This is a genomic window from Actinoplanes ianthinogenes (assembly GCF_018324205.1).
Lineage (GTDB): Bacteria > Actinomycetota > Actinomycetes > Mycobacteriales > Micromonosporaceae > Actinoplanes > Actinoplanes ianthinogenes.
The window spans coordinates 1,030,963-1,057,423 of the sequence record NZ_AP023356.1 but is presented as its reverse complement, the minus strand read 5'-3'; the positions used below and the strand labels follow the sequence as shown (position 1 = coordinate 1,057,423).

Sequence of the window (26,461 nt, the reverse complement as noted above, 5' to 3'; positions counted from 1 at the left end):
TCCTGCCGGGTCCGGGTGCCGGGTCCGGCCGGGGGCGCGGTAACCTCGTGGGAATATTGGAGTAACAACACGTACTCAAATGACGCCTACTCGGATGGGGTCGGTCGATGCCGGAGCGGATCACCAGCGGCGTGGTGTTCACGACCCCGCCGTCGCTGCCGCGCGGCCGCCACGAGCTGCCCCGCGAGCAGGTGGTCGCCGCGCAGCGTGAGCGGATGCTGATCGCCGCCACGGAGCTGCTCGCCGGGGCGGGCTATCGCGGGTTCGGCGTGCGGGAGATCTGTGCCCGGGCGGCGGTGTCGCGGGCCGCGTTCTACGAGTGCTTCGCCGACAAGGACGCGTGTGTCTACGCCGCCTACGACCGGTTCATCGCGGTGTTCCTGGAGCGGCTCGGCGCCGGGGACGGCGTCGAGCGCTTCGTCCGGGCGTACCTGGCGACGCTGGACAGCGACCGGGTCGCGGCCCGGGCCTTCCAGGTGGAGATGGACGCTCTCGGCCGGCCGGCGCGCCGGCGCCGCCGGCAGGCCGTCGAGCGGCTCGCCGCGCTGGTCCGCGACCGGCTTCCCGGCGGCGCCACGGTGCCGCTCAGCGCCTGCGTCGGGGCGATCTACGCGCTGCGGCAGATCGCCTCGGACGCGTTGGACAGCGACGACGAGCCCGACCTCATGGCGCTCGCGCCGGAACTGACGACCTGGTTGACCCGGATGGTGGAGGACCCCGCATGACACCGACCTGCACCGCCCCGGCCGCCGAGGACAGCCTGCTGGCCGGGCTGCGAGCCACCGAGCCGGCCTCGTTCGGCGCGATGTTCCTGGAGCGGGCCGCGGCCCAGCCGGACGCGATCGCCTACCTGCGGCCCGGTGCCGGCGGTGCGTGGCAGGCGCAGAGCTGGGCGCGGACGGCCGAGGCGGTCACCGAGATCGCGGCCGGGCTGCTCGCGCTCGGCCTCGCGCCGGAGGACCGGGTCGCGATCGCCAGTGGCACCCGGGTCGAGTGGATCGAGGCGGACTTCGGGGTGATGTGCGCCGGCGGGGCCACCACCACGGTCTATCCGTCGTCGTCGGCGGACGAGGTCGCGCACATCCTCACCGACTCCGGCAGCCGGTTCGCCGTCGCCGAGAACGAGAGCTTCCTGGCCAAGCTGCTGTTCGACGGCACCCCGGTCGAGCGGGTGGTGCTGATCGACGGCGCGGTGACCGGCGACGACCCGCGCGTGCTGACCCTGGCCGGCCTGCGCGAGCTCGGCCGGGCCGCCGAGCCCGGGACGGTCGAGGCGGCCGTCGCCCGGGTGCGGCCCGACGACCTCGCCACGCTGATCTACACCTCCGGGACGACCGGCCTGCCCAAGGGTGTCCGGATCGCCCACCGCGCCTGGACCTACCAGGGCCTGGCGATCCGGGCGATGGGCATCGTGCAGCCCGACGATCTCGGCTATCTGTGGCTGCCGCTGTCCCACGCGTTCGGCAAGGCGCTGCTGAGCTGCCAGCTCTCGGTCGGGTTCCCGTTCGCGGTGGACGGTGACGTCAGCAAGGTCGTGCAGCGGCTCGCCGAGGTGCGGCCGACGATCATGCCGGCCGTGCCACGGATCTTCGAGAAGGTCTATGCGGCGGTGAGCGGGGCTTCGGGCGTACAGAAAACGCTGTTGAACTGGGCCGTGGGCGTGGCGCAGAACCGCAGGTCGGGATTGCGGTTCCGGGTGGCGGACCGCCTGGTGCTGGCGAAGATCCGAGCGCGGTTCGGCGGGCGGATGCGCTATTTCATCTCCGGCGCGGCCGCGCTCTCCCCGGACATCGCGCGGTGGTTCGGCGCCGTCGGGCTGCCGATCGCGGAGGGTTACGGGCTCACCGAGTCGTGCGCGACGACGATCTTCAACCGGCCGGACAGTCCGGAGTACGGCACGGTCGGGCGGCCGCTGCCGGGCACCCGGGTGCGGATCGCCGAGGACGGGGAGATCCTGCTCAGCGGGCCGGGGATGATGTCGGGGTATCACGGGCTGGACTCCAGCGCGGTGCTCCAGGACGGCTGGCTGCACACCGGCGACATCGGAGAGATCACCGAGCGGGGGTCCCTGCGGATCACCGACCGTAAGAAAGACTTGATCAAGACATCGAACGGCAAATACGTCGCGCCGCAGGCGATCGAGGCGCGGTTCAAGGCGATCTGCCCGCTCGCCGGGCAATTCGTGGTGCACGGCGAGAAACGCAAATACATCACTGCTCTGATCGACCTCGATCCGGACGAGGCCCGGAAATGGGCCTCGGCCCACGGCCTCGGCGACGCCTCGCATGCGGACATCGCACGGTCCGCCGCGCTTCGGGAGGCGATTGCGGGGTACGTCGAGCAGCTCAACGCCACCCTCAACTCCTGGGAGACGATCAAGAAGTTCGCCGTGCTCGAGGAGAACCTCGGGGTGGAAACCGGTGAGCTGACGTCCTCGCTCAAGCTGCGCCGGCGGGTGATCGAGGAGCGCTATCGTCCCCTGTTGGACGATCTCTACGCGTAACGTGGGGCCATGCATCGAAGCCGGTTGTTCGGAGTTCTGATCGACACCCCGGTCAAGGAGGCCGACGCCGCGGTCTCCTTCTGGGCGACGGCCCTCGGTGGCAGCGCCCGGCCGGCGCCGGGGGAGCCGGAGTTCACCGGGATCAAGGGTGCGGTGCCCGGGCTGGCCGTGGTGGTGCAGTCGGTGGACGACGCCCCGCGGTATCACGTGGACATCGAGACCGATGACGTCGAGGCGGAGAGTGCCCGGCTGATCCGGGCGGGCGCCACGATCGTGACGGACAACGGTGGGCACAAGATCCTGCGCGCGCCGGGTGGTCACCTGGTGTGCGTGGTCCCGGTCCAGAGCTCGGAGCACCTGTTCGCGACGGACTCCAAGGTCTGGCCCTGACCAACCGGGCTGGTCCCTGTGGCCCTTTCCCGGCTCGGGATAGGGCCGTCACGGCCAGCCCGGGTGGTCCGGCTGGTCTCTGTGGCCCTTTGCGGGCTTGGGGTAGGGCGGTCACGGCCAGCCGGGGTGGTCGGGCTGGTCTCTGTGGCCCTTTGCGGGTTCGGGGTAGGGCGGTCACGGCCAGCCGGGGTGGTCGGGCTGGTGTCTGGGGCCCTTTGCGGGCTGGGGGTAGGGCGGTCGCGGCCAGCCGGGGTGGTCGGGCTGGTCTCTGTGGCCCTTTGCGGGCTTGGGGTAGGGCGGTCATGGCCAGCCGGGGTGGTCGGGCTGGTCTCTGTGGCCCTTTCCCGGCTTGGGGTAGGGCGGTCACGGCCAGCCGGGGTGGTCGGGCTGGTCTCTGTGGCCCTTCCCGGGCTCGGGATAGGGCCGTCGCGGCCAGCCGGACGGTGAGGCGTGCCCGGCCCCGGCGAGCCGGGCACGCGTGATCAACTACTGGGCGCTGCCGCCGTACCGGAAACGGGGTTGATCTCGGAGAGCGGACGCCAGGCCGCGGCGGTGACCGCGACCATCGCGAACGCCGCGATCCAGAACGGCACGGTCACTCCCCACAGCTGGGCGAACAACGCCCCGACCAGCCACCCGAGGGCCGCGCCGCCGGTCTCCAGCAGTGCGTAGACGCTGCCGACCCGGCCCCGCAACTCGTCCGGGACGGCCCGCTGCCGGATCGTCGAGACCAGCACTCCCCAGACCATCGTGTGCACCCCGAAGATCACGATGATCCCGCCCGCCACCAGCGGATTCGTGGTCACCGCGAGCGTCAGGTGGGTGATGATCTCGACGATCAGGCCGGCGCGGAGCACCCGCCCGGCGCCGAAGCGGCGCGACAGCCAGGTCGCGAACCCGGCGCCGGCCAGCCCACCGACCGCGAACGTGGTCAGCAGGAACCCGTAGCCGACCCCGGAGAGGCCGAGCCGGTCCCGGGCGTAGAGCACGAAGACGGCGAACGCCGCGCAGAACGCGATGTTCGCCACGCCCATCGCCGCCGCCAGGGTCCGCAGCAGCCGATGCCGCCAGAGCCAGCGCAACCCTGCGGCGATGTCGGCCCGCAGGTTGTCGCGACGTTCCGGAGTCGCCGGGCGGGGGACGGCCGGCAACCCGGCGATCAGCACCGCCGCCGCCACGAAACTGGCCGCGTCCAGCCCGAACGGCAGCGCCGCGGCGATCCCGTAGAGCCAGGCCCCGAACGGCTTGGCCGCGAACTGGTTGGCGATCGTGAACGTGGCCCCGAGCCGCGAGTAGGCCCGCTCCAGATCGTCCGGGGCGACCACCGCCGGCAGCAGCGCCCCGTACGCCGTGTCGGCGAGCGTCTCCCCGACCCCGAGCAGGAACGACGCCAGGTAGATCACCGGCACCGAGACGTGCCCGGTGGCGATCGCGGCGGCCAGGCCGGCAAGGACCGCGCCGCGCAGCAGGTTGACCACGACGACCAGGCGGTGGCGGTCGAGGCGGTCCACGAAAGCGCCGCTGATCAGCGCGAACAGCAGCCAGGGGAGCTGGCCGGCGAACGCGCCGCCGGCGATCAGAGCGGGGTCGTCGGTGACTGTCGTGAGCAGGAGTGGGCCGGCCACCATGGTGACCCCGTCGCCCAGGTTGGAGACCGCCGCGGCGGTCCAGAGACGGGTGAAACCCGCGCCGAGGCGCGGGCGAAGAAGGGCATGCAAAATGGCTCCTCAAGCCGGGACGAAACGGTCGGCGAGGAGACGGCGGCCTGAGGATCAGGCGGCGGCGGTCCCTCGCGGCGAGGTGGCGACCGTGTCCACGTGCTTGCGCATGCTCACTCCTTCGGCAGACTGCGGGGAAGCCTAGCCATCGCCCGGCCTCCCCGCGATCCGATTTCTACAGGCTGTTCAGGAACGTCAGCAGGTCCTGGTTCAGCTGGTCCTTGTGGGTGTCGGTGATGCCGTGCGGTGCACCCGAATACACCTTCAGCTCGGCGCCCTTGATCAGCGCCGCCGACGCCTGGCCGCCCACCTCGAACGGCACCACCTGGTCGTCGTCACCGTGGATGACCAGCGTCGGGACGTCGAACTTGGCCAGGTCGCCGCGGAAGTCGGTGGCCGAGAACGCGGCGATGCACTCGTAGGTGTTGTGGTGCCCGGCGGTCATGCCCTGCAGCCAGAACGAGTCCTGCATGCCCTGCGAGACCTGGGCGCCGGGACGGTTGGCCCCGAAGAACGGGCCGGCCGCGAAGTCCTTGTAGAGCTGGGAGCGGTCGGCGAGCGAACCGGCCCGGATGCCGTCGAACACCGAGATCGGCAGGCCGCCCGGGTTGTCGTCGGTCTGGAGCATCAGCGGCGGCACCGCGGAGACCAGCACGGCCTGGGCGACCCGGGCGGTGCCGTGGTTGCCGATGTAGCGGGCGACCTCGCCGCCACCGGTGGAGAAGCCGACCAGGGTGACGTCCCGCAGGTCCAGGGTCTCGATCACGGCGGCCAGGTCGGCGGCGTAGGTGTCCATCTCGTTGCCGTGCCAGGTCTGGTCGGACCGGCCGTGGCCACGGCGGTCGTGCGCGATCACCCGGTAACCGTGCTGCGCGAGGAAGAGCTGCTGCGCCTCCCAGCTGTCCGCGTTCAGCGGCCAGCCGTGGCTGAGGACGACCGGGCGGCCGGCGCCCCAGTCCTTGAAATAGATGCTCGTGCCGTCGGAGGTGGTCACGTAACCCATGGAAGGTCCTTTCCGTTCGTCCGCGCACCGGCGGCGCGTCCGTACCTCCATGCAACCAACCCGAACTTCCGCAGACCACGCAGAACAACATGCAGAAACTGTCAGGACAGCGCCTGGAGGCTCTCCCGGGTGAGCGCCTGGAGGTTGCTGAGTGGCAGGTCTCGCAGCAGGTCACGGGCCAGATGCAGGGACGGCCGGGCGGCCTCCGGGGCACCCAGTCCGATCCGGGCCCGGCCGATGGTGAGGTGCACCTCACCCAGGTAGCCGGCGTAGCCGTACTCCTCCGCGACCGGCAGGCTCTCCTCGGCCACCCGCAGCGCCTCCGCCCAGCGCCCCAGCCGGCTCAGGCACGCGGCCATGGTGATCCGCGCGTTGAGCCGGGCGCCCAGCGCGGGCCGGGGCGCCACCGGCAGGGCCTCGATCTCGGCCAGCGCGGCCGTGCACTCGGCGAGCGCCTCCTCGTCGCGGCCCAGCTCGGCCAGCGCGCGGGCGATCCCGGGCCGCAACTGCACGTAGCCGTCGTGGTCGCCGGCCGCCACGGCCAGCTCGGCGGACTGCCGGTACGCCGGCAGCGCCGCCGCCGGGTTCCCGGCCAGCCGCCACGCGTCCCCGGCGTACCGCAGCGCCCACGCCTGCTCCTTGACGTCGCCGATGTCGACCGCCACCCGGTGGGCGTCCATCGCGATCCGGGCGCCCTCGTCCGGCCGGCGCGCGCAGTTGGTGGCCGCCCAGGAGAAGTAGTTGATGTGGGTGACCTCCTGCCGCCGGTCGGGCAGTTCCGCGGCGGCGGCCCGGGACAGGCCGTAGACGTCGTACCAGTACTCGGCCCGTATGTACTTGTCCGAGTACCAGTGCATCGCCTCGGCGACGTCCACCACGAGCTGGTGCTGCCCGCCGCGGGCGGCCGTGCGCAGCGCGCCCAGCCAGTTGTCGCGCTCGGCCTGCAACCAGGCGTCCGCCTCGTCGGCGGTGGCCAGCGGGACCGGCCCGGCGTAATCCGGGGGCAGGCAGCCGTACCCGGGCTCGAACCAGCGACCGGCCACGATCGCGGTCTCCAGCAGCCAGCAGGCCATCCGCCGGGCGGTCGCGGCCCGGGTGCCGGCCGGCTCCTCGATCCGCAGGCGCTCCTGCGCGAACAGCCGGATCAGGTCGTGGAAGCGGTAACGGTCCGGCCCGGACTGCTGGAGCAGGCCCAGGTCGACCAGCTCGTCCAGGCCGTCGGCGGCGTCGTCCGGGTGGGCGCCGGTGAGCACCGCGGCCAGCGCCGGCGCGAAGTCCACCCCGGGCACGTGGGCGAGCCGCCGGAACAGCTCCCGGGCCGGTTTGGACAGCTGGGCGTGCGACAGGGCGAACGCGGTGGCCACCCCGATGTCGCCGGTCGCCAGGGTGGCCAGCCGCCGGTCGGCGTCGGCGAGCCGGGTCACCAGGTGCTCGACGGTCCAGGCCGGCCGGGTGGCCAGCCGGGTCCCGGCGATCCGCAGCGCCAGCGGCAGGTGCGCGCAGTACCGCGCCACCGCCTCCACCTCGGCGACCACCCCCGGATCGGCGGCCTGCACCGCGATCGCCCGCAGCAGCGCGGCCGACTCGCCGGGGACGAGCGGGGCCAGGGCGATCCGTTCCACCCCCTCCAGCCCGGCGAGCACCCGGCGGCTGGTCACCACGGCCAGGCTGCCGCCCTCGCCGGGCAGCAGCGGCCGGACCTGGGCCTCGCTGCCGGCGTTGTCCAGCACCAGCAGGCAGCGGCGGTCGCTGAGCACCGCGCGCAGCTGGCTGGAGCGTTCATCGTCGGTCTCACCGATCCTGCGGGGGTTCACCTCGAGGGCCCGCAGCAGCCGGACCAGGGCGTCGCCGGTCGGCATCGGCTCCGGGTCGGTGCCGCGCAGGTCCAGATAGAACCGGCCGCCCGGGTAGTCGTCGCGCACCTGGTCGGCGAACCGCACGGCCAGCGCGGTCTTGCCCAGGCCCGGCTGCCCGTGCACGACGGCGACCGGGGCCTGTCCGGTGCCGGCGAGGGCGTGCCGGCGCAGTCGGTCGAGCTCGTCGGCGCGACCGACGAAGTCGTTGATCGCGCGGGGCGGCTCACACAGCCCGGGGCGAGCGGTGTCCTTCAGGCCCGGGCCGAGGACGTCGGTCAGGGCGGCGAGCGTGCGGGCCTGAGGCACCCGGCTGTGCCCGCGCTCCATGTCGCTGATCGCGCGGGCGCTGACCCCGGACGACTCGGCGAGCTGTTCCATGGTCAGGCCCGCGGCCCGCCGTAACTCACGCAGCCTGCTTCCGAACTCCGACACCGCACGACGAGATCACGCCGGGGCGGCCCGGCGCAGCGGCGACCATCACGTTGGCCCGAGGTGCCAAGTGATATGAGCCTTAACATCGATATCCATCGTTGTCAGGCCTAGCGTCGAGGCATGATGTGGAGAAGAGCCGCCGCCGCACTGGTCGTCCTGTTCGCGCTCACCTGGGCCACCCCCGCGCACGCCGCGACCCGGGTGCTCTACTACGACGCGAGCCAGGCGCAGGAGTTCGTCGCCGTGGTCAACCAGGGCGCGCAGATCTGGAACAGCAAGGTCACCAACGTCCGGCTGGAGCCGGTGCCGGCCGGCCGGACCCCGAACATCCGGGTGTACGCCGACAACGGCTGGCCGCGCACGTACACGTCGTCGCTGGGCAACGGTTACTGGTACATGGGCCGGGAGGCGGTGAACGACGGGTACTACAAGCCGCGGATCGCCGCGCACGAGTTCGGCCACATCCTCGGCCTGCCGGACCGCCGCACCGGCCTGTGCAGCGACCTGATGTCCGGCAGCAGCGCCCCGGTGAGCTGCACGAACGCGAATCCGAGCAGTACCGAGGCGGCCACCGTCAATCGTCTGTTCGGCACCTCGGTGCGGGTGCCGGCCGGTTACTTCACGGAGCGTGCATCGTGAGCGTGGTCCACACACCCACGTGCACCTGATCGCCGTCCTTGAGGGCGCGCGACTGCCCGGCGGTGAGCGGCTGGTCCTCGTCGTTGATGTACGTCCCGTTGGTCGAGCCCAGGTCGGTGACCAGCCAGACGCCGTCCACGTTCAGGGTGAGCAGCGCGTGGTTGTGCGAGGCGCCCGGGTCGGTGTCGGCCAGGTCGATCTCCGGGCTGGTGCCCTTCGACGTGCTGCCGCGCCCGATCCGGACCTGCGGCGGGGTCAGCGTGATCTGCCGCTCGCCGGGATCGGCCGGGAACGTGACGCCCTCCACCTCGTTGAGCGCGAAGTACGCCGGGTCGGCGAAGAGCGTCGCGGTCCACTCGCCGGCCGTCACCGGCTCCGGGAGCACCTCGGTGAGCTGCGGCACCTTGCCGGTGGTGTGGTCGTACCCGCAGTCCTCGCAGAACCGCGCCGCCCCCGCGCGAGGTGTGCCGCAATTAGGACAGTTCTCCGAGTTCAGCATCGGCGCCGGATCCTTGACCGCCTCGGCGGCAACCGGCGCGCCGCCGATTTTCGCCCCGCACGTGTCGCAGTAGTCCGCCTCCGTGGAGACATGCCCGTTCGGGCAGGTGAACGAGCTCACTGCGACCGCCCGACCCGGACCGTCTTGGTGCTCTGCGTGTCCAGCGCCATCTCGTCCGCCGCGTTGACCTTGCGCCGCAGCCGGACCGTGCCGGTCGCCGCGTCCTCGATCTCCACGACCTTGGAGAGCAGCTCCTCGGTGGCCTTGTTGCCGCTCTCGTGGGCGAGCTGCGCGGCCCGGCCGAACTTGATCGTCGCGGTCCGCTCGTCGCCGGCCTCCCGGGCGGCGATGCCGTCCTGGATCGTCTGGGCCAGCTCGGCCTGCCCGGTGTAGTGCGCGACCTGCCGGTTGATCCGGGTGGACAGCGCGGTGTCCTCGGTCCACACCGCCCGGACCAGTGACTGCGCGTGCACGGTGTCCTCCTCGACCACCGAGATCCGCGCGGCCAGCATCTCGTCGCCGGCCTTGCCCGCCGGCACGTCGATGCAGACGTGGTAGTCGCGGCTCTCCTGACCCCAGGAGCCCAGCGGATAGCGGCCGGCCCGCGGACCGTCCTCGACCCGCTTGCCGGTCAGGTCCATCACCTGCGGTTCCACCTGCTTGACGAAGCGGACCTGGGCGTTCACCGGCGTCCAGACCTTGAGCTGCACGTCCGCGGCGGTCTTGCCCATCGCCCCGGTGATCATCTGCTCGAACGCGGCGGTCAGCCCCTCGGGGCGGGCCACGATGTCGACGGTGCCCAGCATCGCCGTGGCGATCTTGCGGAGCTCGGACACCTTCCAGTTCGTGCCGACGCCGCGGCAGTCGCAGACGAACCGCCCGGCGATCTGCTCCAGCACGCTCTCCAGGTAGCCGAAGCGCTCGCCGTTGTCACCGTCGGTGAGCAGGATGGCGTGCTTGATGTCGCCCGGGCGCTGGTCGAACAGCTGGGTCGCGAGCAGCAGCCAGGCGCCCATCGCGGTGCCGCCGCTGGCCTGCAACCGGTCGATCGCCCGCAGCGCGTCGGCCCGCGACTGCGGGGACGCGACGGCCAGCTGACCCGGGTCCGGGAACAGCTGCTGCGCGGTGCTGACCCCGGCGATGATGGCGAACCGGACGCCGTCGTCGATGCAGTTCACCGCGGCCTTGGCGGCCTGCCGGGCGGCCGCCATCCGGCCCTCGGCCTGCATGGATCCGGACGCGTCGACGATGATGATCTCGGTCGCCCCGGCGCTGCGGCGACCGCCCTCGCCCCCTGTCGAGGTGACGGTGACGATCGCGTTCACCTCGCTGGCGCCCATGGCGAGGTACTCGTTCTGGAAGGCCTCGGCGCTGTAGGACACTCGGGACTCCTTAAGCTTCGCTGGTCTCGTTGTCACTGGTCTTGATCTCGGCGTCGCCTTCGGCTTCCGCCTCTTCCACTTCGGTCCGCGGTGGCACCGGCACGATCGCCACCGTGATGTTGTCGGCGCCTCCGGCGGAGTTCGCGTACGCCACCAGCGCGCGCGCCGCCTCGAGCAGCGGACGCGGCCCCGTCGCCACCCGCAGCGCCGAGCGGACCGCGTCGCCGAAGTCCTCCGGGTCGGTCAGGTAGTTCCACAGCCCGTCGCTGCACAGCACCAGATGCCCGGGCGCCTTCGCGGTGAACGCGCCGACCCGCGGGGTGATCCGCCCGGCGTCCGCGCCCAGCCACGCGGTGATCGCGTGCGCTTTCGGGTCGTTCATCGCCACCCGCGGGTCGGCGCCCATCGCGATCACGTGCCGCGCCCACGAGTCGTCCTCGGTGAGCTGCTCGGCCGGCCCGGAGGCGGCGATCCAGTAGGCCCGGCTGTCGCCGACCCAGCCGAACCCGACGTGCGGGCCGCGCACCGCGGCCGCGACGATCGTGCAGGCCGGATTGGAGGTGGCCCGGCGCGGGTCGCCCGTCCCGGCCAGCTGGGCGACCGCCTCGCCGGCGCCCTGGATGGCCCGGCCGACCACCTCGGCGATCGGCAGCGCGGGCTCGGCCGGCTCGGTCGGCACGGTCGCGTCCTCGTCGGTCACCTCGTCCGCGCCGTCCTCGGCCCGCTCCGCGGGCGGACCCGGGTGCTGGGCGCGGGCCAGCAGCTCACCGGCCGCTTTCGCACCCACCTCGGAGGCCACGTCCGGGTCGAACGACGACGAGACGCCGTCGCAGACCACCACGTCGGCTGCGTCCGAGCCGACCGCCAGCCACATCGCGTCCTCGTTGCGGTGGTGCCGCCGGCCCCGGTCGCTGACCGCGGCCGCGACCAGGTCGCCGTCGGCCTCGGTGTGGTCGCGCGGGCGCCCGGCCAGCATCCCGCACTCCTCGCAGTACCCGTCCGCGGCGACGGCCCCCTCCGCGCCGCAGTGCGGGCAGTCCCGGCCGGCCAGCCCGGTGCTCTTGCCCGTCCCCGGGGCTTTCGCCCCGGTACCCTCGGCGGCGTCCGGGCCCCCGTCGGCGTCGGCGTCGGCGGCGCCGACCGACGCGGTCTCGGTCAGGCGGCGCCCGCACGCCTCGCAGAACGACGCGCCGCTGGCGCGCCCCTCGGCGCAGGAGTCGCACTCGGTCAGAATCAACGTGCCTTCTCTCGTTCTCAGGTGCGGGTGCGCGGCCGGGCCGCGTTCGCCATGTCGACCAGGCGGATCTTCTCGGGGCCGTGCGCGGCGCGGGCCATCTCCCGGTACGCGTCCTCCAACGCGAACCGCACGTCCTTCTCCCCGGTGTCCCCGGTGCGCCCACCACCGAGCACCGCGGCCGGCAGCTTCAGCCCGCCGTCCATCGAGGCCAGCGCCTGCTTGAGCAGCTCGGCCCGGAGCTCGGCCAGCTGCGCCCGCTCCACCTCGAGCCGCTCGATGAGCGCCGCCGCCTCGGTCAGCGCCTGCACGTCGACCTTCACCCCCGGGTGCGCGTGCACCAGCGCCCGCACCGCGCCGACCTGGGAGATCGCGTACGCCGAGGAGGTGCCCGGCACCCGCTGGTAGGCCTCCACCGCGCCGGCCCGGTCCCCGCTCGCCAGCCGGCAGCGGGCCAGCCCGGCCGCGGCCGTGGTGTACGACGGGTCGGTCCGGCTGACCACGTCGTAGTACCCGGCCGCGATCTGTACCCGGCCGGGCCCGGACAGCTCCTCGGTGAAGCCGAGCGCGAGCTGCGGGGCCAGCTCGCCGGGCAGCACCGAGTAGACCGCGTCGAACCGGGAGCGGGCCGTCGTCCAGTCCTGGGTGGCCAGCGCCAGCAGGCCGTCGTACCAGGCCAGCCGCCAGTCGGCGCCGTCCAGCGCGGCGAACCGGTCCCGGGCCTTGCGGGCGTCGTCGAAGAAGCCGTGCCGGGTGGCCAGGTCGATCTCCGCCCGCAGCGCCCGCAGCCGCACCTCGACGGTCTCCTGCGGGGCGTGCTTGAGCAGCGCGAGCACCTCGGCCGGGTCGGTCAGGGTGATCGAGGCGAGGAAGCCGGCCGCCGGGTCGGTCAGGTCGATCAGCGGGGTGGGCAGGTCCTGCCAGCGCGGCGCCTCCGACTTCATGTCGGTGCGCAGCTCGCCGGTGAACACCTTGGACGGCGCCGGTTTCGGCGTGCCCTGCGCGGCCACCACCTGCCGGAGCACGCCGAGCATCTGCTCCTGCATCTCGGCGGCGTCCACGAACCGCTCGTCCGGATCGGGCCGGGTGGCCCGGTCGACCAGCCGGTAGAACGACTCGTACCTGGTGTAGACCTCGAACTCGTCGCGGCTGGGCAGGCTCTCCTTGAAGGTGGTCTGGTAGCCGCGGAAGTCGGTGGTCAGCACCGCCAGGGACCGGCCGATCGTGTACAGGTCGGAGGCGACCGAGGGGCCGTCGGTGGCCATCTCCGGCGCCTGGTAACCGACCGTGCCGTAAATCGCGGCCTCCTGGTCGTCGATGTGCACGACGCCGCCGAGGTCGATCAGTTTCATCTGGTCGCCGGACTGGATCACGTTGTCCGGCTTGAAGTCGCAGAAGATCAGGCCGCGCTCGTGCAGGTAGCTGAACGCCGGCATGATCTCGATCAGGAACTCCAGTGCCTGATCCAGCGGCAGCGGGTCGGAGTTGCCGCCGTTCGCCTCGCGGCGCTGCTTGAGCATGTCCTTGAGCGACTTGCCGCCGACGTACTCCATCACGATGTAGCCGGCGCCGTCGTGCTCGACGAAGTTGTAGATCTTGACGATGTTCGGGTGCTCGACCTCGGCCAGGAACCGCTGCTCGGCCAGGGCGGCGGCCAGCGCGTCCTCGTCGCCCGAGTTGAGCAGGCCCTTGAGCACCACCCAGCGCTTCGAGACGTTGAGGTCGACGGCCAGGTAGACCCAGCCCAGGCCGCCGTGGGCGAGGGCGCCGGCCACTTCGTACTGCCCGCCGACGACGTCGCCCTTGACCAGTTTCGGGGTGAAGTTGAACGCCTCGCCGCAGTGCGGGCAGAAGCCGGAGGTACGCCCGGGCCGGTCACCGCGGGAGCGGCCGACCTGGTTGTTGCACTTGGCGCAGTACCGCTTGGACTCCGGCACCTCGGCGTCGACCATGATCGTGGTGGCCGGGTCGACCTTGGCGATCGGGGCGATCTCCACCAGGCCGCTGCCGAACCGGCGGCTGGACGCGGTGCGGCCGCTGCCCCGCCGGCTCCCGCCGGTACGCGTGGAGAGCGCGCTGCTGCGCGTCGAGCTCTGCGTGCCGGTGCTGGTCGTCGCCGACCGCGGCTGCGGCACCTTCGCCTTCGTCAGTGGCGCGAGCCCGCAGGTGTCGCAGTAGCCGTCCTCGATCGTGCCGCCACAGCCGTCGCGCTGGCACTTGTCCGAGACCGGCGCGACGGTCACCGGCGCGGCCGGGACCGGTGCGGGCTTGCTCGCCGACGTGGCGGCCGGCGCCATCCCACAGGTGTCGCAGTACCCGTCCTCGATGGTCCCGGGGCAGTTCCGCTGGCATTTCATGACCGGGCATCCCTCGCGATCGTGGCGGTGAGCGCTTCCTGGTACGCGTTGACCGCCGCCCGAGCCTGATCCAGCTCGCACGGCGCGGTGTGCAGAAGGGTGCGGGCCCGCTCGGCGAGCGGGGTCAGCCGGGGGTGCTCGCCGAGCCCGTGCCGCAGCGCCTTGGCCTGGTACGCGCTGAGCCGCCCGCGCAGCTCGTCGCGCTCGGCGAGCAGCTTGTCGTTGTGCGTGGTGATCACCGAGAGCGCGGCCAGCCGTTCCCGGGCGGCCCGGGACCACTGGGCCAGCCGCGGGCTGATCAGCGCCCACTGCCCGGCGGCGGCCAGCGCCTCGACCGCGGCCAGGTCGGGCCGCAGGTTCACGGCGCGGACCGTGGCGATCTGCGAGTCCGGGAACCGGCCGGTGACCCGGGCGTGCGCCTGCTGCGCCGCGTGCCCGGCCCGGTCCAGCTCGTCGGCCCGGTCCCGGGCCTCGGCCAGCCGCCGGCTCAGCGAGTCGCGCAGCTCGGTGGCCGAGGTGCGCTCGGCGTCGGAGCGGCGGATCAGGTCCCGGACCCGGTCGAGGATCGCCGGGTCGGTGCCGAGCGGATCGGTGGCGAGCGTGCCGGTCAGGTCGCCGAGCAGCCGGTCGGCCTGGTCGAGCAGCGTGGCCGGGGCGCCGACCCGGCGGGACAGCTGCCGGGCCTGATCGAGCGCGGCGGCCGCGTCAGCGGCCGCCGGGAGGAGTTTCTGCCACCGCTCGGCGGCCCGGGTGGCCACGTCCACCGCGGTGGTGAACGACCGTTCCATCGCGGCCAGCAGCTCGGCCGGCGTGCAGGTGGTGGTGATCTGGCCGGCGCCGAGCAGCCCGCGCTGGGCCAGCGGCACCGTCGTGGTGGAGAGCAGGATCGACGAGCCGAGCACCTCGTGCATGAACTTCGCCCGGTCGGCGTCGGTGAACTTGCGCTGCGCGCGCAGTGACTGGGCGCGCACGATCGACTCGCTGAGCATCCGATAGCCGTCCCAGAGGGTGGCCATGGCGACCCCGGCGTCGGCCCACTCGGCGGCGGTCCGGCCGGTCAGGTGCTTGCCGTCCAGGTCCTTGCGAGCGGGCATCTCGTCGAGTTCGACGAGGTTGCGGGAGATCACCTGCACGGCGGTTTCGAGGCGCGCCAGTTCGGCGTCGGCGGGGGCTACCGAGGGTGCTGTCATCGGTACTGTGCCGCCGGCGGCTGCGGGGCCGGCCCGAATCGGCCGAGCCATTTCTCGTACGTCTTCTTCCAGGTCCCGTCCTTGCGGGCCTTCTCCAGCACCGCGTTGACGAACTGGGTGAACTCCGGGTGGTCCTTGCTCAGCGCCATCCCGTACGGCTCCTCGGTGTACCGATCGCCGACCACCTTCGCGTACGGGTCCTGCGCGGCCATCCCGGCCAGGATGGTGTCGTCGGTGGAGATCGCGTCCACCTCGTTCTGCTGGAACGCCACCAGGCAGTCGCCGAAGCTCGCCCGGGACACCGCGACCGGCGGCGGGTTGCTCTTCACCTTGCCGATGTTGTCGTACGACGTCGACCCGGCCGCCGAGCAGATCTTCTTCCCGCCCAGGTCCGCGATGCTCTTGGCCGCCGAATCCTTGCTGACCAGCACCTTCTGCCCGGCCTCGTAGTAGATCGAGGAGAAGTTGACGTCCTTCCACCGGGCGCAGTTCGCGGTCATCGTGTCGGCGACCACGTCCACCTTGCCCTGGAGCACCGAGTTGACCCGCTGGTCGTACCCGATGACCATGATCTGCAGCTTGTCCGGGTCCCCGAAGATCGCGTCCGCGATCAGCCGGCCCATGTCCACGTCGAAGCCCTCGACCTTGCCGCTGAACGGGTTGCGCGAGCTGAACAGCAAGGTGTCCTGGCTGGTGCCGAGGATCAGCCGGCCGCGTTTCTGGATGTCGGCCATCAGCGTGCCGGCCGGCATCCTGCCCGGCTGCGGCAGCGAGCCGGACGGGCGCAGGCTGGCCCGCGGGTTGCACGACGTGTCGGCCGGGGCCGCGGTCGTGGCCGGCGCGGCGCCCTCCTGAGTGCCCTGGCCGATCGCCTTGGGCGGGGTGTCGGCGTCGTAGCGCGGGGAGGAGTCGCCGGCACACCCGGCGGCGCCGAGCAGCAGGGCGACGGTGGCGATCAGGGCGAGACGGGTACGCATCACCGGTACTCCTCCAGGCGGGCACGAATACCGATCACGGCGAGCGCGCAGGCGGCCAGCGCGAGCAGCGGCCCGAGCACGGTCAGCAGGTCCAGCCCGTCGCCGGCGTCCTTGATCTGGCCGGTGAACGCGTCCGTCCGGTCGGTGATCGCCGTGTTCATGGTGTCGGTCAGGGCGGTGAACCGTTTGCTGGTCTCGGCGCTGATCGCCAGCTGGACCGCCTTGTCGTAGTCACCGCTCTGGTTGAGCCGCTGCACCTGCTCGTGCAGCGCCAGGTAGTCGTCGTGCAGGCGGGCGGCCTGGTAGACCTGGGCCTGGGCGTAGGTCAGGCGCGGGTCGTCGAAGTCGATCCCGTCGCGGGCGGTGGTGAAGTCGGCCTCGTGGTCGGCGGCGCCGCGGGCGGCCAGGGTGAGCGCCTCGTCGGCCCGCTCGCTGAGCATCAGGATCCGCATCTGGGCGAGCGCCGCGACCGGGCGGGACCCCTGGGCGTCCGCGGCCGACAGGTGCGTCCGCTGGTTGGCGAAGATGCTGGTGCTGAGCAGGACCAGCACGGCGATCAGGCCGGTGGCGGCGACCAGCGGGACGTTGAAGGTGCGGCGGGTGGTGCGGCTCAGGTAGCCCTGGCTCCAGAACAGCGCGACGCCGAGCGCCACGAACAGGATCAGCAGCAGCATCAGCCACCACGAGCTGCGGGCCGCGTCGTAGCTCTCGCCGAGCTCGTCACCGGCCGTCCGGAACAGCTGCTGCGCCTGCGGCTGGAGGGTGTCCCGGTTGAGCTGGGAGGCGGCGGACAGATACGACGCGCCGATCGGCAGGCCCTGCCGGTTGGTGGCCCGGGCGGTGGCGACGAGTGCCGCATATCGCGCGATGCCGGTGGAGAGCGCCTCGATCGCGTTGCCGGCCTCGCTGTCGGCCGGGACCATCCGGGACGCGCGGGTCAGCGCGGTGCCGGCCCGGGCCAGGTCGTCGTCGTAGCGACGGGTCAGCGCGGCCGGCTCCAGGCCGCCGGCCAGGAACGCCTGGGCGGCCGTGGTGTCCGCGTCGGCCAGCGAGGTGTACACCTTCTCCGACTCGGCGAGCAGCGGCTGCGCGCGTTCGCCGAGGTCGGTGGTGCCGGACGAGGCCGCGTGCGCGGTGAGCCCGGACACCAGCCCGGTCAGCAGGGTCAGGGTGATCAGGGCGGCGAGGATCAGCTGGAGGCGGCCGGGGGAGTGGTGGCGCAGGTTGCCGACCCGGCGCAGCAGACCGTCCGCCGGCGGGGCGGGTGGTGCGTTCGCCGGGGACCGGTGCGCCAGGGCTGTGGTCACGCTCATGCCTCCGTACGCCAGGGGTGCCTGCCCGTCCACTGTGCGTCACCGATGCAAGCGATCATCGAGCCCCACGGGGCGGGTGTTGCGTGCGAGTCTAGGGAGCGGCGGCACCCGGCGGGTATCCCGCCGGGTGCCCGTTCGGCCGCGATCCTCCGACGGTTCAGCTGAGCTCGCGTTTGAGCAGCTTGCCGGTCGCCGTCATCGGGAGCGACTCGACGATGCTGACCAGCCGGGGGTATTTGTACGACGCCATCTGCTCCCTGCCCCAGGCGACGATCTCCTCCTCGGTGGCGGTGGCGCCCGGCTTGAGGATCACGAACGCCTTGACCTCCTCGCCGTGGCTGGGGTGCGGCACGCCGATCACCGCGGCGAGGGAGATCGCCTCGTGGGTGAGCAGGACCTCCTCGATCTCCCGCGGGTAGACGTTGAAGCCGCCCCGGATGATCATGTCCTTGGCCCGGTCGACGATGTAGTAGTAGCCGTCCTTGTCGCGGCGGGCCAGGTCGCCGGTGCGGAACCAGCCGTCCCGCATCACCTCGGCGGTCGCCTCCGGCCGGTTGTAGTACCCGTTCATGATGTTGTGGCCGCGGATGGCGATCTCGCCGATCTCGTCGGCGCCGCCGATCGTGTTCCACTGCTGGTCGATCAGCTTGACCTCGACGCCCCAGATCGGGATGCCGATCGAGCCGGGCCGCGGCTCGGCGTCCGGGTCGCTGAAGGTCGCCACCGGTGAGGTCTCGGAGAGGCCGTAGCCCTCCAGGATGGTGACGCCGAAGCGCTCCTTGACCGCCTTGATGATCTCCACCGGGAGGCTGGAGCCGCCGGCCACCGCGACCCGCATGTTCCGGGCGATCCGTTCGACGTCCACGCTGTCGTCGAGCGCGTTCAGCAGGCCCCAGTACATGGTCGGCACGCCGGCGAAGAACGTCACGTTCTCGCTCTGCAACAGCTGGACCGCGGCGTTCGCCTCGAAGCGGGGCAGCAGCACCAGGGTGGCCGCCACCGAGAAGCCGGCGTTCATGTTCACCGTCGAGCCGAACGAGTGGAACAGCGGCAGCACCAGCAGGTGGGTGTCGGTGGCCGGCTGGGAGGCGAAGAGCCGGTTGCAGGTGAGCGCGTTGAGCACCAGGTTCGAGTGGGAGAGCTCGGCGCCCTTGGCCTGGCCGGTGGTGCCGCTGGTGTACAGGATGACCGCGGCGTCGGTCTCGGCGCGCAGCACGGTCTCGAAGACCGGCGCCTGCCCGGCCAGCGCCTGGCCCAGCGTCCCGGCGCCCTCGATCGGGGAGGCGGCCGCCGGGTCCGCGGTGATCAGGAAGAAGTGCTCGCAGCCCTCGGCGGCGTCGAACCCGGCCTTGCCCTCGGCGCCCATCGGCAGCTCCGGGGTGCCCTGGAAACAGAAGTACGCCTTCGCCTGCGAGTCGTTCAGGTGGTACGTGATCTCGCGGCCCTTGAGAAGCACGTTCAGCGGGACGACGACGGCGCCGGCCTTGAGGATGCCGTAGTAGACGATCGGGAAGTACGGCAGGTTGGGACAGGACAGGGCAACCTTGTCGCCGGGCTGGATGCCTCGCGCGACCAGCATGTTGGCCACCTGGTTCGCTGCCGCGTCCACCTGGGCGTAGCTCAGGCGCTGCGGGCCCAGCACCACGGCGGCGCGGTCCGGGTAGCGGCGGGCGCTGTCCTCCAGCAGGATGGAGAGGTTGAGCATCAGGTGGTTCCCTTTCAGGCGCTGTGACGGCTGTCTCATCCCAACATGAGGGGTTCGTAAGGGGAACCGGCCGTTTCGGTTTTGTTTCCCCGCCCGGATTCGTCAGGTCGCCGAGTTTTGTGCCGATGGCAGCGACGTGGGAATCCCGGTGATGGACGCGGTGCACGTCGGTCGACAGCCGATCTTCGACGCCCAGGGCGTGGTGGTGGCGTTCGAGCTGCTCTTCCGCGGCCGGATGGACTCCGTCGCGTCCGGCCGGCAGGACACGTATGCGACCAGCACTGTCATGATCAACGCGTTCACCGAGTTCGGGATCGCCGAGGTGGCCGGCAACCGGCCGTGCTTCATCAACCTCACCCGCGAGTTCCTGACCGGCCGCCTGCCGCTGCCCTTCGGCCCCGAGCAGGTGGTGCTGGAGGTGCTGGAGACGGTCACGGTGGACGACGAGGTGATCGAGGGGATCACCGCGCTGGCCGCGGCCGGCTACAAGATCGCGCTGGACGACTTCGTCTGGGGTTCCGGGCACGAGCAGCTGCTCGGGCTCGCCTCGTACGTCAAGCTCGACCTGCTGGACGGCGACCTGAGCCGGCTCGACGAGATCGTCGCGGCCTGCCGCCAGCACCCCGGCCTGCAACTGGTCGCCGAACGTCTGGAGACGGCGGAGCAGGTCGCCATCGCCGACCGCTACGGCATGGAGCTGCGCCAGGGCTACTGGCTGAGCCGTCCGCAGGTGCTGAGCACCCCGAGCCTCTCCCCGTCCCGGCTGCGCCGCCTGGAGCTGGTCGCCGCGCTGATGTCGCCGGACGTCCCGCTCGAGAAGATCACCTCGATCATCGTCAGCGACCCGGCGCTGGCCCTGCGCGTGCTGCGGGTCAGCAACTCGGTCGCGGCCGGCGTGGTCAGCCGGATCTCCTCGGTCCGCCAGGCGGTGATGCTGGTCGGCCTCACCCGGATCCGCCGCTGGGCCACCCTGATGGTGGTCGACGACGTCGCCGAGGCCCCCGAGGAGCAGCTGCTCACCGCGCTGACCCAGGCCCGGCTCTGCGAGAACCTGGCCGCCCGGTTCGGCGCCGACCAGGGCGCCGCGTTCGTGGCCGGCCTGGTCACCGGCATGGCCCGGCTGATGGGCAGCACCCCCTCGGCGATGGCCGAGCAGTTGCCGCTCACCTCCGACGTCGCGGACGCCCTGACCAACGGCACCGGGCGGCTCGGCCAGGTGCTGAACGCGGTCAGCGCCTACGAGGCCGGCGAGGCGGGGTCCGCCGACCTCGCCGTTCCCGCCCTCGACGCGATGCGCTGGTCCACCCGGACGCTGACCGCGGCGCATCGCTTCAACCCGCAGCGGCCCCGCTGACCGTTTCCGGTCCGCGGCGCTCCGCTGACCGTTTCCGGTCCGCGGCGCCTCGCTGACCGCGCGAGCGCCGCGGATCGTTCCGACCCGCGGCGCCCCCCGCCGATCGCCCGGCTCAGGCCGCGCTCGTGGCGCTCCGGCGCAGCACCGGCACCGCGGTGGCAACCACCGCGAGCACCACGCACAATCCCACCACCCCGAGCGCCGCCTCCCACGGGATGACCAGCGCCACGTCCTGTCCCAGCTCGTCCTCGACCGCGGCGCGCACCCCGGTCAGCGACAGCCCGCCCACCAGGCCGCCGAGCAGCGCCCCGGTCACCGCCGCCAGGACCGCCTCGGCCGTGGTGATCCGCAGGACCTGACCCAGCCCGGCGCCGGCCAGCCGCAGCGCCCGGAACTCCGGCCGGCGCGCCGCCGTGGCCATCAGCAGCGTGTTCGACACCGCGATCGCGGTGTAACCGGCGGTCAGCCCGATGAGCACCCAGAGGAACAGGTCGACCAGCCGGCCCTCCTCGTCGATCTCCTCCTGCACGTAGTCCCGCGCGGACAGCGCCCGGGCGCCGGCCGCCGGACGCGGGTCGCCGGCGAGCACCACCATGCCGGTCAGGGCGTCCGGGTCGTGCCTGCGGACCAGCTCGCGGGGGAGCACGACGGGGGCGGCGGCGTCCGGGTCGATCCGGCGTACCGTAAGCGTGTCGATCGTGCCGTCCGCCCACCGCAGGGGAAGCGGCGAGCCGAGCCCGACGCCCACCTCGGGGGTGACCGTGACCGGCGCGCCGGCCTCGCCCACAGCGTCCTCGCCGACGATCTGCTGACCGCGAGTGATCAGCACCCGGGTGCCCAGGCGAGACGTGCCGGGCTGACCCTGCACCGCGGCCTCGGACAGGCCCGGTGTGCCGTCCGGGGCGAGCACGGTGGCCGCCGGGATCTGCGCGGTCCCGTCGATCCCGGCCGCCTCCTCGATCGTCGCGATCATGCCGGTGAGCAGCACCGTGATCCCAACCGTGACCAGCACCGGAGCGGCCGTCGAGGCGACACGGCGAACCCCGGTCAGGGTGCCCTCGCGGACCACCATCCCGGTCGCCGAGCCGCGCCACCCGGCGGTCGCGAGCCGCACCAGCGGACCGATCACCACCGGCGCGAGCAGCGCGGCCGCGGTCAGCAACAGCATCGCGGCGCCCAGCCCGGCGGTCGACTTGCTCGCCGTCGGCATGCTCGGCATCGCGGCCAGCAACGCCCCACCGGCCGCCGCGCTGAGCAGGCCGGACACCCAGCGGGCCGGGGTCATCGCGCGGGTCTCGGCAGCCGCCTCGCGCAGCGCGGCCATCGGGGAGACCCGGCTGGCGCGGCGCGCCGCCACGGCGACGCCGGCCAGGGCGACGAGCAGGCCGAGCAGGATCGAGCCACCGACCGCGGCGGGCTGCCAGGTGGCCGCGTACCCGGGCGGCTCCAGGCCGAAATCGACCATCGGGCCGGCCAGCAGCGGCGCGAGCAGGGCGCCGAGCGGGGCGCCGACCAGGCCGGCGAGCAGCGCGATCAGGGTGGTCTCGGCGTACATCAGCCGGCGGACCTGGCCCGGGGTCGCGCCGGCGGCGCGCAGCAGACCCAGTTCGCGGCGGCGCTGCGCGGCGGTCAGCGCGCAGGTCGAGGCGACGACGAAGACGGTGGCGAAGGTGCCGAGGGTGACCAGGGCGATCAGCAGCTGGGCGCCGAGCCAGCGGATCCGGGTGATCTCCTCGGGTTCCAGGACGGCGCGGTCCGCTCCGGTGCGGACCGTTCCGGCCGGGCCGATCAGGGCTTGCGCCTCGCTTGCCGCTTGCGCCGGGTTTCCGGTCACCGTCAGACCGATTACGCGTACGCCGGAAGCGCGCCCGAGCGCATCAGCGTCCGGCACGTAGTACCCGGGGCCGTCCGTCGTCCCGACGACCGTCCAGCTCTCCGGGCCCTTCGCGGTGATCACCTCGAGCCGGCTGTTCAGCGCCTTCCGCGCGACCACCTCGCCGGTCTTGTCCGGCTTCCGCCCGGAGGTCAGCCGGTAGCCGCCGAGCGCCGTGGACGACCAGGCGTGCCCGTCGATCCTTGCTGTCCCCTGATCCTGCGTGCCCTCTTCCTGCACGTAGAAGACCGGGTCGGGGATGACCGTGGCGATGTCCCGGAGTTTTTCGGAGATATCAGCCATCTCATCGTGGGTCCACGAGCGGATCTCCGGCTCGCCGAAGTCGTTCGTGCCCACCGACGGCGCCTGCACCATCACCGGCGCTGACCGATATCGCTCAGGCGGCTCCGGCCGTGAGGAGAGGTAGAGCGTCACCGAGCCGGCCACCACCGCGACGCCCAGCGCGATCGCCACGAACGTCCCGGCGAAACTCGCGAACCGGTGCCGCACCATCGCCCACGCGATCATCGGGCCGACTCCTCGAGCCGCGCGGTGTGCACCGCGATCTTCTCCGCGCCGACCGGCCCGGTCAGGTCGTCGACCACCCGCCCGTCGGCCAGGAACAGCACCCGGTCGGCGTACGCGGCGGCCACCGGATCGTGGGTGACCATCACGATGGTCTGCCCGTGCCGGTCCACCGCCGAGCGCAGCAGCCGCAGCACCTCGGCACCGGACCGGGCGTCCAGCGCGCCGGTCGGCTCGTCGGCGAAGAGCACCGCCGGCCGGGTGACCAGCGCCCGGGCGATCGCCACCCGCTGCTGCTGCCCGCCGGAGAGCTGGCCGGGCCGGTGCCCGGCGCGGTCGGCCAGTCCCACCTCGGCGAGCATCGCGGCCACCTCGCCGGCCTGCGGCTTGCGCCCGGCCAGGCGCATCGGCAGCACCACGTTCTGCGCCGCGGTCAGTGCCGCGACCAGGTTGAACGCCTGGAAGACAAAGCCCACCCGGCGACGCCGCAGCCGGGTCAGCGCCCGCTCGGACAGGCCGGTCAGCGGCGTGCCGTCGATGATCACCTCGCCCTCGTCGGCCCGGTCCAGCCCGGCGGCGCAGTGCAGCAGCGTGGATTTGCCGGATCCGGAGGGGCCGATCACCGCGGTGAAGGTGGCCCGCTCGAACCGGGCGTCGATCCCGTCCAGCGCGGTGACCATGCTCCCGTATCGCCGGGTGACCGCTCGCAGCTCTACGGCGGCGGTGTCGTGTCCGTTCGTCATGCCACCGAGCCAACCGGTTTCCCGGCTCCGGCACAGTCGCGCGGGAGTGACGATCCGGGGTAACGCCAGCACTACCGACACTGTCGTACCGCCCGGGTAGGTTGCCGGTCATGCCGGCCCGTAACGCGCTCGAAGCGCTCACCCTGCGCCCGACCGTGTTCCTGCGGTCCTCCTGGCCCTGGCGCTCGCTGGCCTACCTGGCGAGCGGCGCGCTGCTCGGCGCCGCGACCATCCTCGCGGTTGTCGGCATGCTCGTGGCCGGCGTGCTGCTGTCCATCGTGGTGATCGGCTTCGCGGGTTACCTGGCGACCGTGCTCTCCGGCATCGCGGTCGGCCGGCTGGAGCGCCGCCGGTTGCGCCTGGTCGACGTCGACGAGCTGCCCGACCCGCACCGGCCACCACCGCGGGCCGGGCTGCGCGCCTGGCTGCTGGTCCGGCTGCGCGAGCAGGCCACCTGGCGCGAGCTGGGCTACACGATGATGTCCGCGGCCCTGTTCTGCTGGATGGACGCCCTGGTCGTCGGCGGGGTGATCTACGAGGTGCTGACCACCTTCGGCGCACCGGTCTACATGCAGGACGAGGGCGCCGGCTCCCGCTGGGCCCTGTTCCTGGCCGGCATCCCGCTGACCGTGGTGCTCGCCTGGCCGGTCACCGCGTGGGCCGGCGCCCGGGCGGCGATGGCCCGCGCGATCCTGGCCCCGCGCGCCCACGACGCCGACGAGAAACTGATCGAGGTGACCCGGTCCCGGGCCCGGCTGGTCGACGCGTTCGAGGTGGAGCGCCGCCGGATCGAGCGTGACCTGCACGACGGCGCCCAGCAGCGGCTCGTGGCGCTGAGCATGCAGCTCGGCCTGGCCCGGCTCGAGCTGCCACCCGGCAGCCCGTCCGCCGAGTCCGTCGCCGAGGCCCACGACCTGGCCAGACAGGCGCTCACCGACATCCGGGAGCTGATCCGCGGCGTGCATCCGAAAGTGCTGACCGACCGCGGTCTGCCCGCCGCGGCCGGCGAGGTGGCGTCCACCGCGCCGCTCCCGGTCGAGCTGGACTTCACGCTGCCCGGCCGGCTCCCGTCGGCTGTCGAGGTGACGGCTTATTTCGTGATCGTCGAGGCGCTCACCAACGTGGCCAAACACAGCGGCGCCACCCGGGCCTGGATCTCCGGCACGGTCACCGCGTCCCGGCTGGTCGTCGAGATCCGCGACGACGGGCGCGGCGGCGCCGACCCGGCCGCCGGCACCGGCCTGGTCGGCCTCGCCGACCGGGTGGCCGTCGTGGACGGCACGGTCGCCCTGGCCAGCCCGCCGGGCGGCCCCACCGTGCTCCGCGTGGAGCTGCCTGTGACGGAGGTTTCGGCGTGAGCGGGTTGCGGGTCGTCATCGCGGAGGACGGGGTCATCGTCCGGGAGGGTGTCGCCGGCATGCTGCGCCGCTTCGGGCACGAGGTGGTGGCCGCCGTCGGTGACGCCGACGAGCTGCGCGCCGCGGTCCGCGAGCACCGGCCCGACGTGGTGGTGACCGACGTGCGGATGCCGCCCGGTTTCAGCGACGAGGGCCTGCAAGCCGCGATCGAGCTGCGCGCCGCCGACCCGGAGCTGCCGGTCCTGGTCCTGAGTCAGTATGTCGAGCAGACCTACGCCACCGAGCTGCTCGACTCGGGCGGGGCCCCGGCCGGCGTGGGCTACCTGCTGAAAGACCGGATCGGCGAGGTCACCGAGTTCGTCGACGCACTCGCCGCGGTCGCCGCCGGCCGCACCGTCGTCGACCCGGAGGTGGTCCGCCAGTTGCTGTCCCGCCGCCGCGACCCGTTGCACCGCCTGACCGCCCGCGAGCGCGAGGTGCTCGGCCTGATGGCGGAGGGCCGCTCCAACGCGGCGATCGCCCGCGCCCTGGTGGTCTCCGAGGCCGCGGTCGCCAAACACATCAACAGCCTGCTCACCAAGCTCGACCTGCCCCCGGACGCCGACGACCACCGCCGGGTCCGGGCCGTGCTCGCCTACCTCCGCGGCTGACGCCCTTTGCCGCGGTCCGCCGGTGCTTCAGGCCGCTTCCGCCATCCGTACGGCGTCAGCCCGCTCACGCATTACCGTGTTCCCACCAACCGCTCCCCGGAAGCAGGGGGCTCCTCGAACACCACCGACGTGTGGGCGCACCCGAGCCAGGGGTAGCCGGCCTCAGCGATCGGTGACGGCGTTGATGGTGGCCAGGAGGCCGGCCGTCAGATCGTAACGATCGCGCGGAACCACATGCAGGATCCCGGCCGGCAGGACCGGCGGCGGCAGCGGGCTCGGATTGCCTTCATACCCGGCAAGTTCGGCGACCTGCCCGGTCACCTGGGCCGGAAAATGGAATCGGCCGACATCCCGCGACCCCGCCAGATGCAGGGTCACCGCGATCCCGGCCGGCTGCTCCGAGGACCACCCCGGAAAGACCGTCTTGAATTCGGCATACCCGTGCGGGTCCGTCAGCTGGGCGCCGTGCAGCGCGGCGGCCGACGCGTCGGGAGCGTGGTGCGAGATCTCCAGGATCGCGCCGGGCAGCGGCCGGTCGACCGCGTCGAGGACCCGGACCCGCAGCATCATCGGCACGCCGGCATCGGCCGGGGCCAGCTCGCGCCGGACCACGAAACGGTCCGTGGCCATCGGCCCGGCCGGCCGCAACTGGCAGATGGCCGGCACCGGCCCCGGAAAGTCCAGCGTGATGATGCTGCGGCGAGTTATCACCGGCGCACCGGCGCGCTCCTCGTGTCCCATTGTCGTCCCATCGTCCCCG

21 protein-coding genes are annotated in these 26,461 nt (G+C 72.6%); 7 read left to right on the top strand and 14 right to left on the bottom strand.

All coding sequences use genetic code 11. The annotated features are described in order from the left end of the window. The first annotated feature begins 107 nt into the window (after positions 1-107). Genes Aiant_RS04840 through Aiant_RS04830 form a run of 3 tightly spaced genes read left to right on the top strand, consistent with a single transcriptional unit; the run spans position 108 to position 2,893 of the window. Positions 108-725 carry a TetR/AcrR family transcriptional regulator gene (locus Aiant_RS04840; RefSeq protein ID WP_189331140.1) on the top strand — a complete coding sequence of 206 codons (618 nt, stop codon included), beginning with the start codon at positions 108-110 and terminating at the stop codon, positions 723-725. Continuing rightward, positions 722-2,503, top strand: coding sequence for an AMP-dependent synthetase/ligase (locus tag Aiant_RS04835; RefSeq protein ID WP_189331139.1), 1,782 nt, complete (start codon positions 722-724; stop codon positions 2,501-2,503). The genes Aiant_RS04840 and Aiant_RS04835 overlap by 4 nt, the downstream gene beginning before the upstream one ends. Positions 2,504-2,512: 9 nt before the next feature. Then, positions 2,513-2,893 carry a VOC family protein gene (locus tag Aiant_RS04830; protein ID WP_189331138.1) on the top strand — a complete coding sequence of 127 codons (381 nt, stop codon included), beginning with the start codon at positions 2,513-2,515 and terminating at the stop codon, positions 2,891-2,893. A gap of 482 nt (positions 2,894-3,375) precedes the next feature. Here the strand turns inward: Aiant_RS04830 and Aiant_RS04825 are convergent, their stop codons facing one another. From Aiant_RS04825 to Aiant_RS04815, 3 genes are all read right to left on the bottom strand, one after another. After that, a complete protein-coding gene (locus Aiant_RS04825) occupies positions 3,376-4,611 on the bottom strand; it encodes an MFS transporter (protein WP_189331137.1) in 1,236 nt (411 codons plus the stop codon). A 175-nt stretch (positions 4,612-4,786) separates the two neighbouring features. Continuing rightward, complete coding sequence (locus Aiant_RS04820; RefSeq protein WP_189331136.1) at positions 4,787-5,614, bottom strand: alpha/beta fold hydrolase; 828 nt, start codon at positions 5,612-5,614, stop codon at positions 4,787-4,789. A gap of 101 nt (positions 5,615-5,715) precedes the next feature. Further along, entirely contained in the window at positions 5,716-7,902 is a 2,187-nt protein-coding gene (locus Aiant_RS04815) for an ATP-binding protein (RefSeq protein WP_189331135.1), read from the bottom strand. Between the two features lie 120 nt (positions 7,903-8,022). Here Aiant_RS04815 and Aiant_RS04810 point away from each other — a divergent pair, with 120 nt between their 5' ends. After that, positions 8,023-8,541 carry a snapalysin family zinc-dependent metalloprotease gene (locus tag Aiant_RS04810; protein ID WP_189331134.1) on the top strand — a complete coding sequence of 173 codons (519 nt, stop codon included), beginning with the start codon at positions 8,023-8,025 and terminating at the stop codon, positions 8,539-8,541. On the opposite strand, the gene Aiant_RS04805 is transcribed toward Aiant_RS04810, so the two are convergent. From Aiant_RS04805 to Aiant_RS04770, 8 genes are all read right to left on the bottom strand, one after another. Further along, positions 8,522-9,160 carry a double zinc ribbon and FHA domain-containing protein gene (locus Aiant_RS04805; protein WP_189331133.1) on the bottom strand — a complete coding sequence of 213 codons (639 nt, stop codon included), beginning with the start codon at positions 9,158-9,160 and terminating at the stop codon, positions 8,522-8,524. The two genes, Aiant_RS04810 and Aiant_RS04805, sit on opposite strands and share 20 nt — an antisense overlap. Then, positions 9,157-10,422 carry a vWA domain-containing protein gene (locus Aiant_RS04800; protein WP_189331132.1) on the bottom strand — a complete coding sequence of 422 codons (1,266 nt, stop codon included), beginning with the start codon at positions 10,420-10,422 and terminating at the stop codon, positions 9,157-9,159. The genes Aiant_RS04805 and Aiant_RS04800 overlap by 4 nt, the downstream gene beginning before the upstream one ends. Positions 10,423-10,432: 10 nt before the next feature. Then, positions 10,433-11,659, bottom strand: a complete 1,227-nt coding sequence (locus Aiant_RS04795) for a PP2C family protein-serine/threonine phosphatase (RefSeq protein ID WP_189331131.1) — start codon at positions 11,657-11,659, stop codon at positions 10,433-10,435. A 17-nt stretch (positions 11,660-11,676) separates the two neighbouring features. Continuing rightward, positions 11,677-14,013 (bottom strand): serine/threonine-protein kinase, encoded by a 2,337-nt coding sequence (locus Aiant_RS04790; protein ID WP_189331130.1) that lies wholly within the window; start codon positions 14,011-14,013, stop codon positions 11,677-11,679. Further along, positions 14,010-15,203: a hypothetical protein gene (locus tag Aiant_RS04785; protein ID WP_189331129.1), complete on the bottom strand. Its 1,194-nt coding sequence runs from the start codon at positions 15,201-15,203 to the stop codon at positions 14,010-14,012. The genes Aiant_RS04790 and Aiant_RS04785 overlap by 4 nt, the downstream gene beginning before the upstream one ends. Beyond that, positions 15,200-16,180, bottom strand: a complete 981-nt coding sequence (locus tag Aiant_RS04780) for a glutamate ABC transporter substrate-binding protein (protein WP_189331288.1) — start codon at positions 16,178-16,180, stop codon at positions 15,200-15,202. Before Aiant_RS04780 ends, Aiant_RS04785 begins: the two co-directional genes overlap by 4 nt. Further along, on the bottom strand, positions 16,180-17,493 hold the full coding sequence (locus tag Aiant_RS04775; RefSeq protein WP_229830104.1) for a hypothetical protein: 1,314 nt from the start codon (positions 17,491-17,493) through the stop codon (positions 16,180-16,182). Before Aiant_RS04775 ends, Aiant_RS04780 begins: the two co-directional genes overlap by 1 nt. A 157-nt stretch (positions 17,494-17,650) precedes the next feature. Further along, positions 17,651-19,198, bottom strand: a complete 1,548-nt coding sequence (locus tag Aiant_RS04770) for a long-chain-fatty-acid--CoA ligase (RefSeq protein ID WP_189331128.1) — start codon at positions 19,196-19,198, stop codon at positions 17,651-17,653. Between the two features lie 136 nt (positions 19,199-19,334). Here Aiant_RS04770 and Aiant_RS04765 point away from each other — a divergent pair, with 136 nt between their 5' ends. Further along, the gene (locus Aiant_RS04765; RefSeq protein WP_229830095.1) at positions 19,335-20,552 is read left to right on the top strand and encodes an EAL and HDOD domain-containing protein; all 1,218 of its coding nucleotides are present in this window, start codon (positions 19,335-19,337) and stop codon (positions 20,550-20,552) included. 112 nt (positions 20,553-20,664) lie between these two features. Here the strand turns inward: Aiant_RS04765 and Aiant_RS04760 are convergent, their stop codons facing one another. Both Aiant_RS04760 and Aiant_RS04755 read right to left on the bottom strand, forming a co-directional pair. Further along, positions 20,665-22,953, bottom strand: coding sequence for an FtsX-like permease family protein (locus Aiant_RS04760; protein ID WP_189331127.1), 2,289 nt, complete (start codon positions 22,951-22,953; stop codon positions 20,665-20,667). Next, complete coding sequence (locus Aiant_RS04755; protein WP_189331126.1) at positions 22,950-23,693, bottom strand: ABC transporter ATP-binding protein; 744 nt, start codon at positions 23,691-23,693, stop codon at positions 22,950-22,952. The genes Aiant_RS04760 and Aiant_RS04755 overlap by 4 nt, the downstream gene beginning before the upstream one ends. 110 nt (positions 23,694-23,803) lie before the next feature. Between Aiant_RS04755 and Aiant_RS04750 the strand changes: the two genes are divergently transcribed. Both Aiant_RS04750 and Aiant_RS04745 read left to right on the top strand, forming a co-directional pair. Next, the gene (locus Aiant_RS04750; protein ID WP_189331125.1) at positions 23,804-25,051 is read left to right on the top strand and encodes a sensor histidine kinase; all 1,248 of its coding nucleotides are present in this window, start codon (positions 23,804-23,806) and stop codon (positions 25,049-25,051) included. Further along, positions 25,048-25,701 (top strand): response regulator, encoded by a 654-nt coding sequence (locus Aiant_RS04745; RefSeq protein ID WP_212846955.1) that lies wholly within the window; start codon positions 25,048-25,050, stop codon positions 25,699-25,701. The genes Aiant_RS04750 and Aiant_RS04745 overlap by 4 nt, the downstream gene beginning before the upstream one ends. Before the next feature lie 162 nt (positions 25,702-25,863). Here the strand turns inward: Aiant_RS04745 and Aiant_RS04740 are convergent, their stop codons facing one another. Then, entirely contained in the window at positions 25,864-26,442 is a 579-nt protein-coding gene (locus Aiant_RS04740) for a peptidase associated/transthyretin-like domain-containing protein (RefSeq protein ID WP_189331124.1), read from the bottom strand. Between the last annotated feature and the right edge of the window lie 19 nt (positions 26,443-26,461).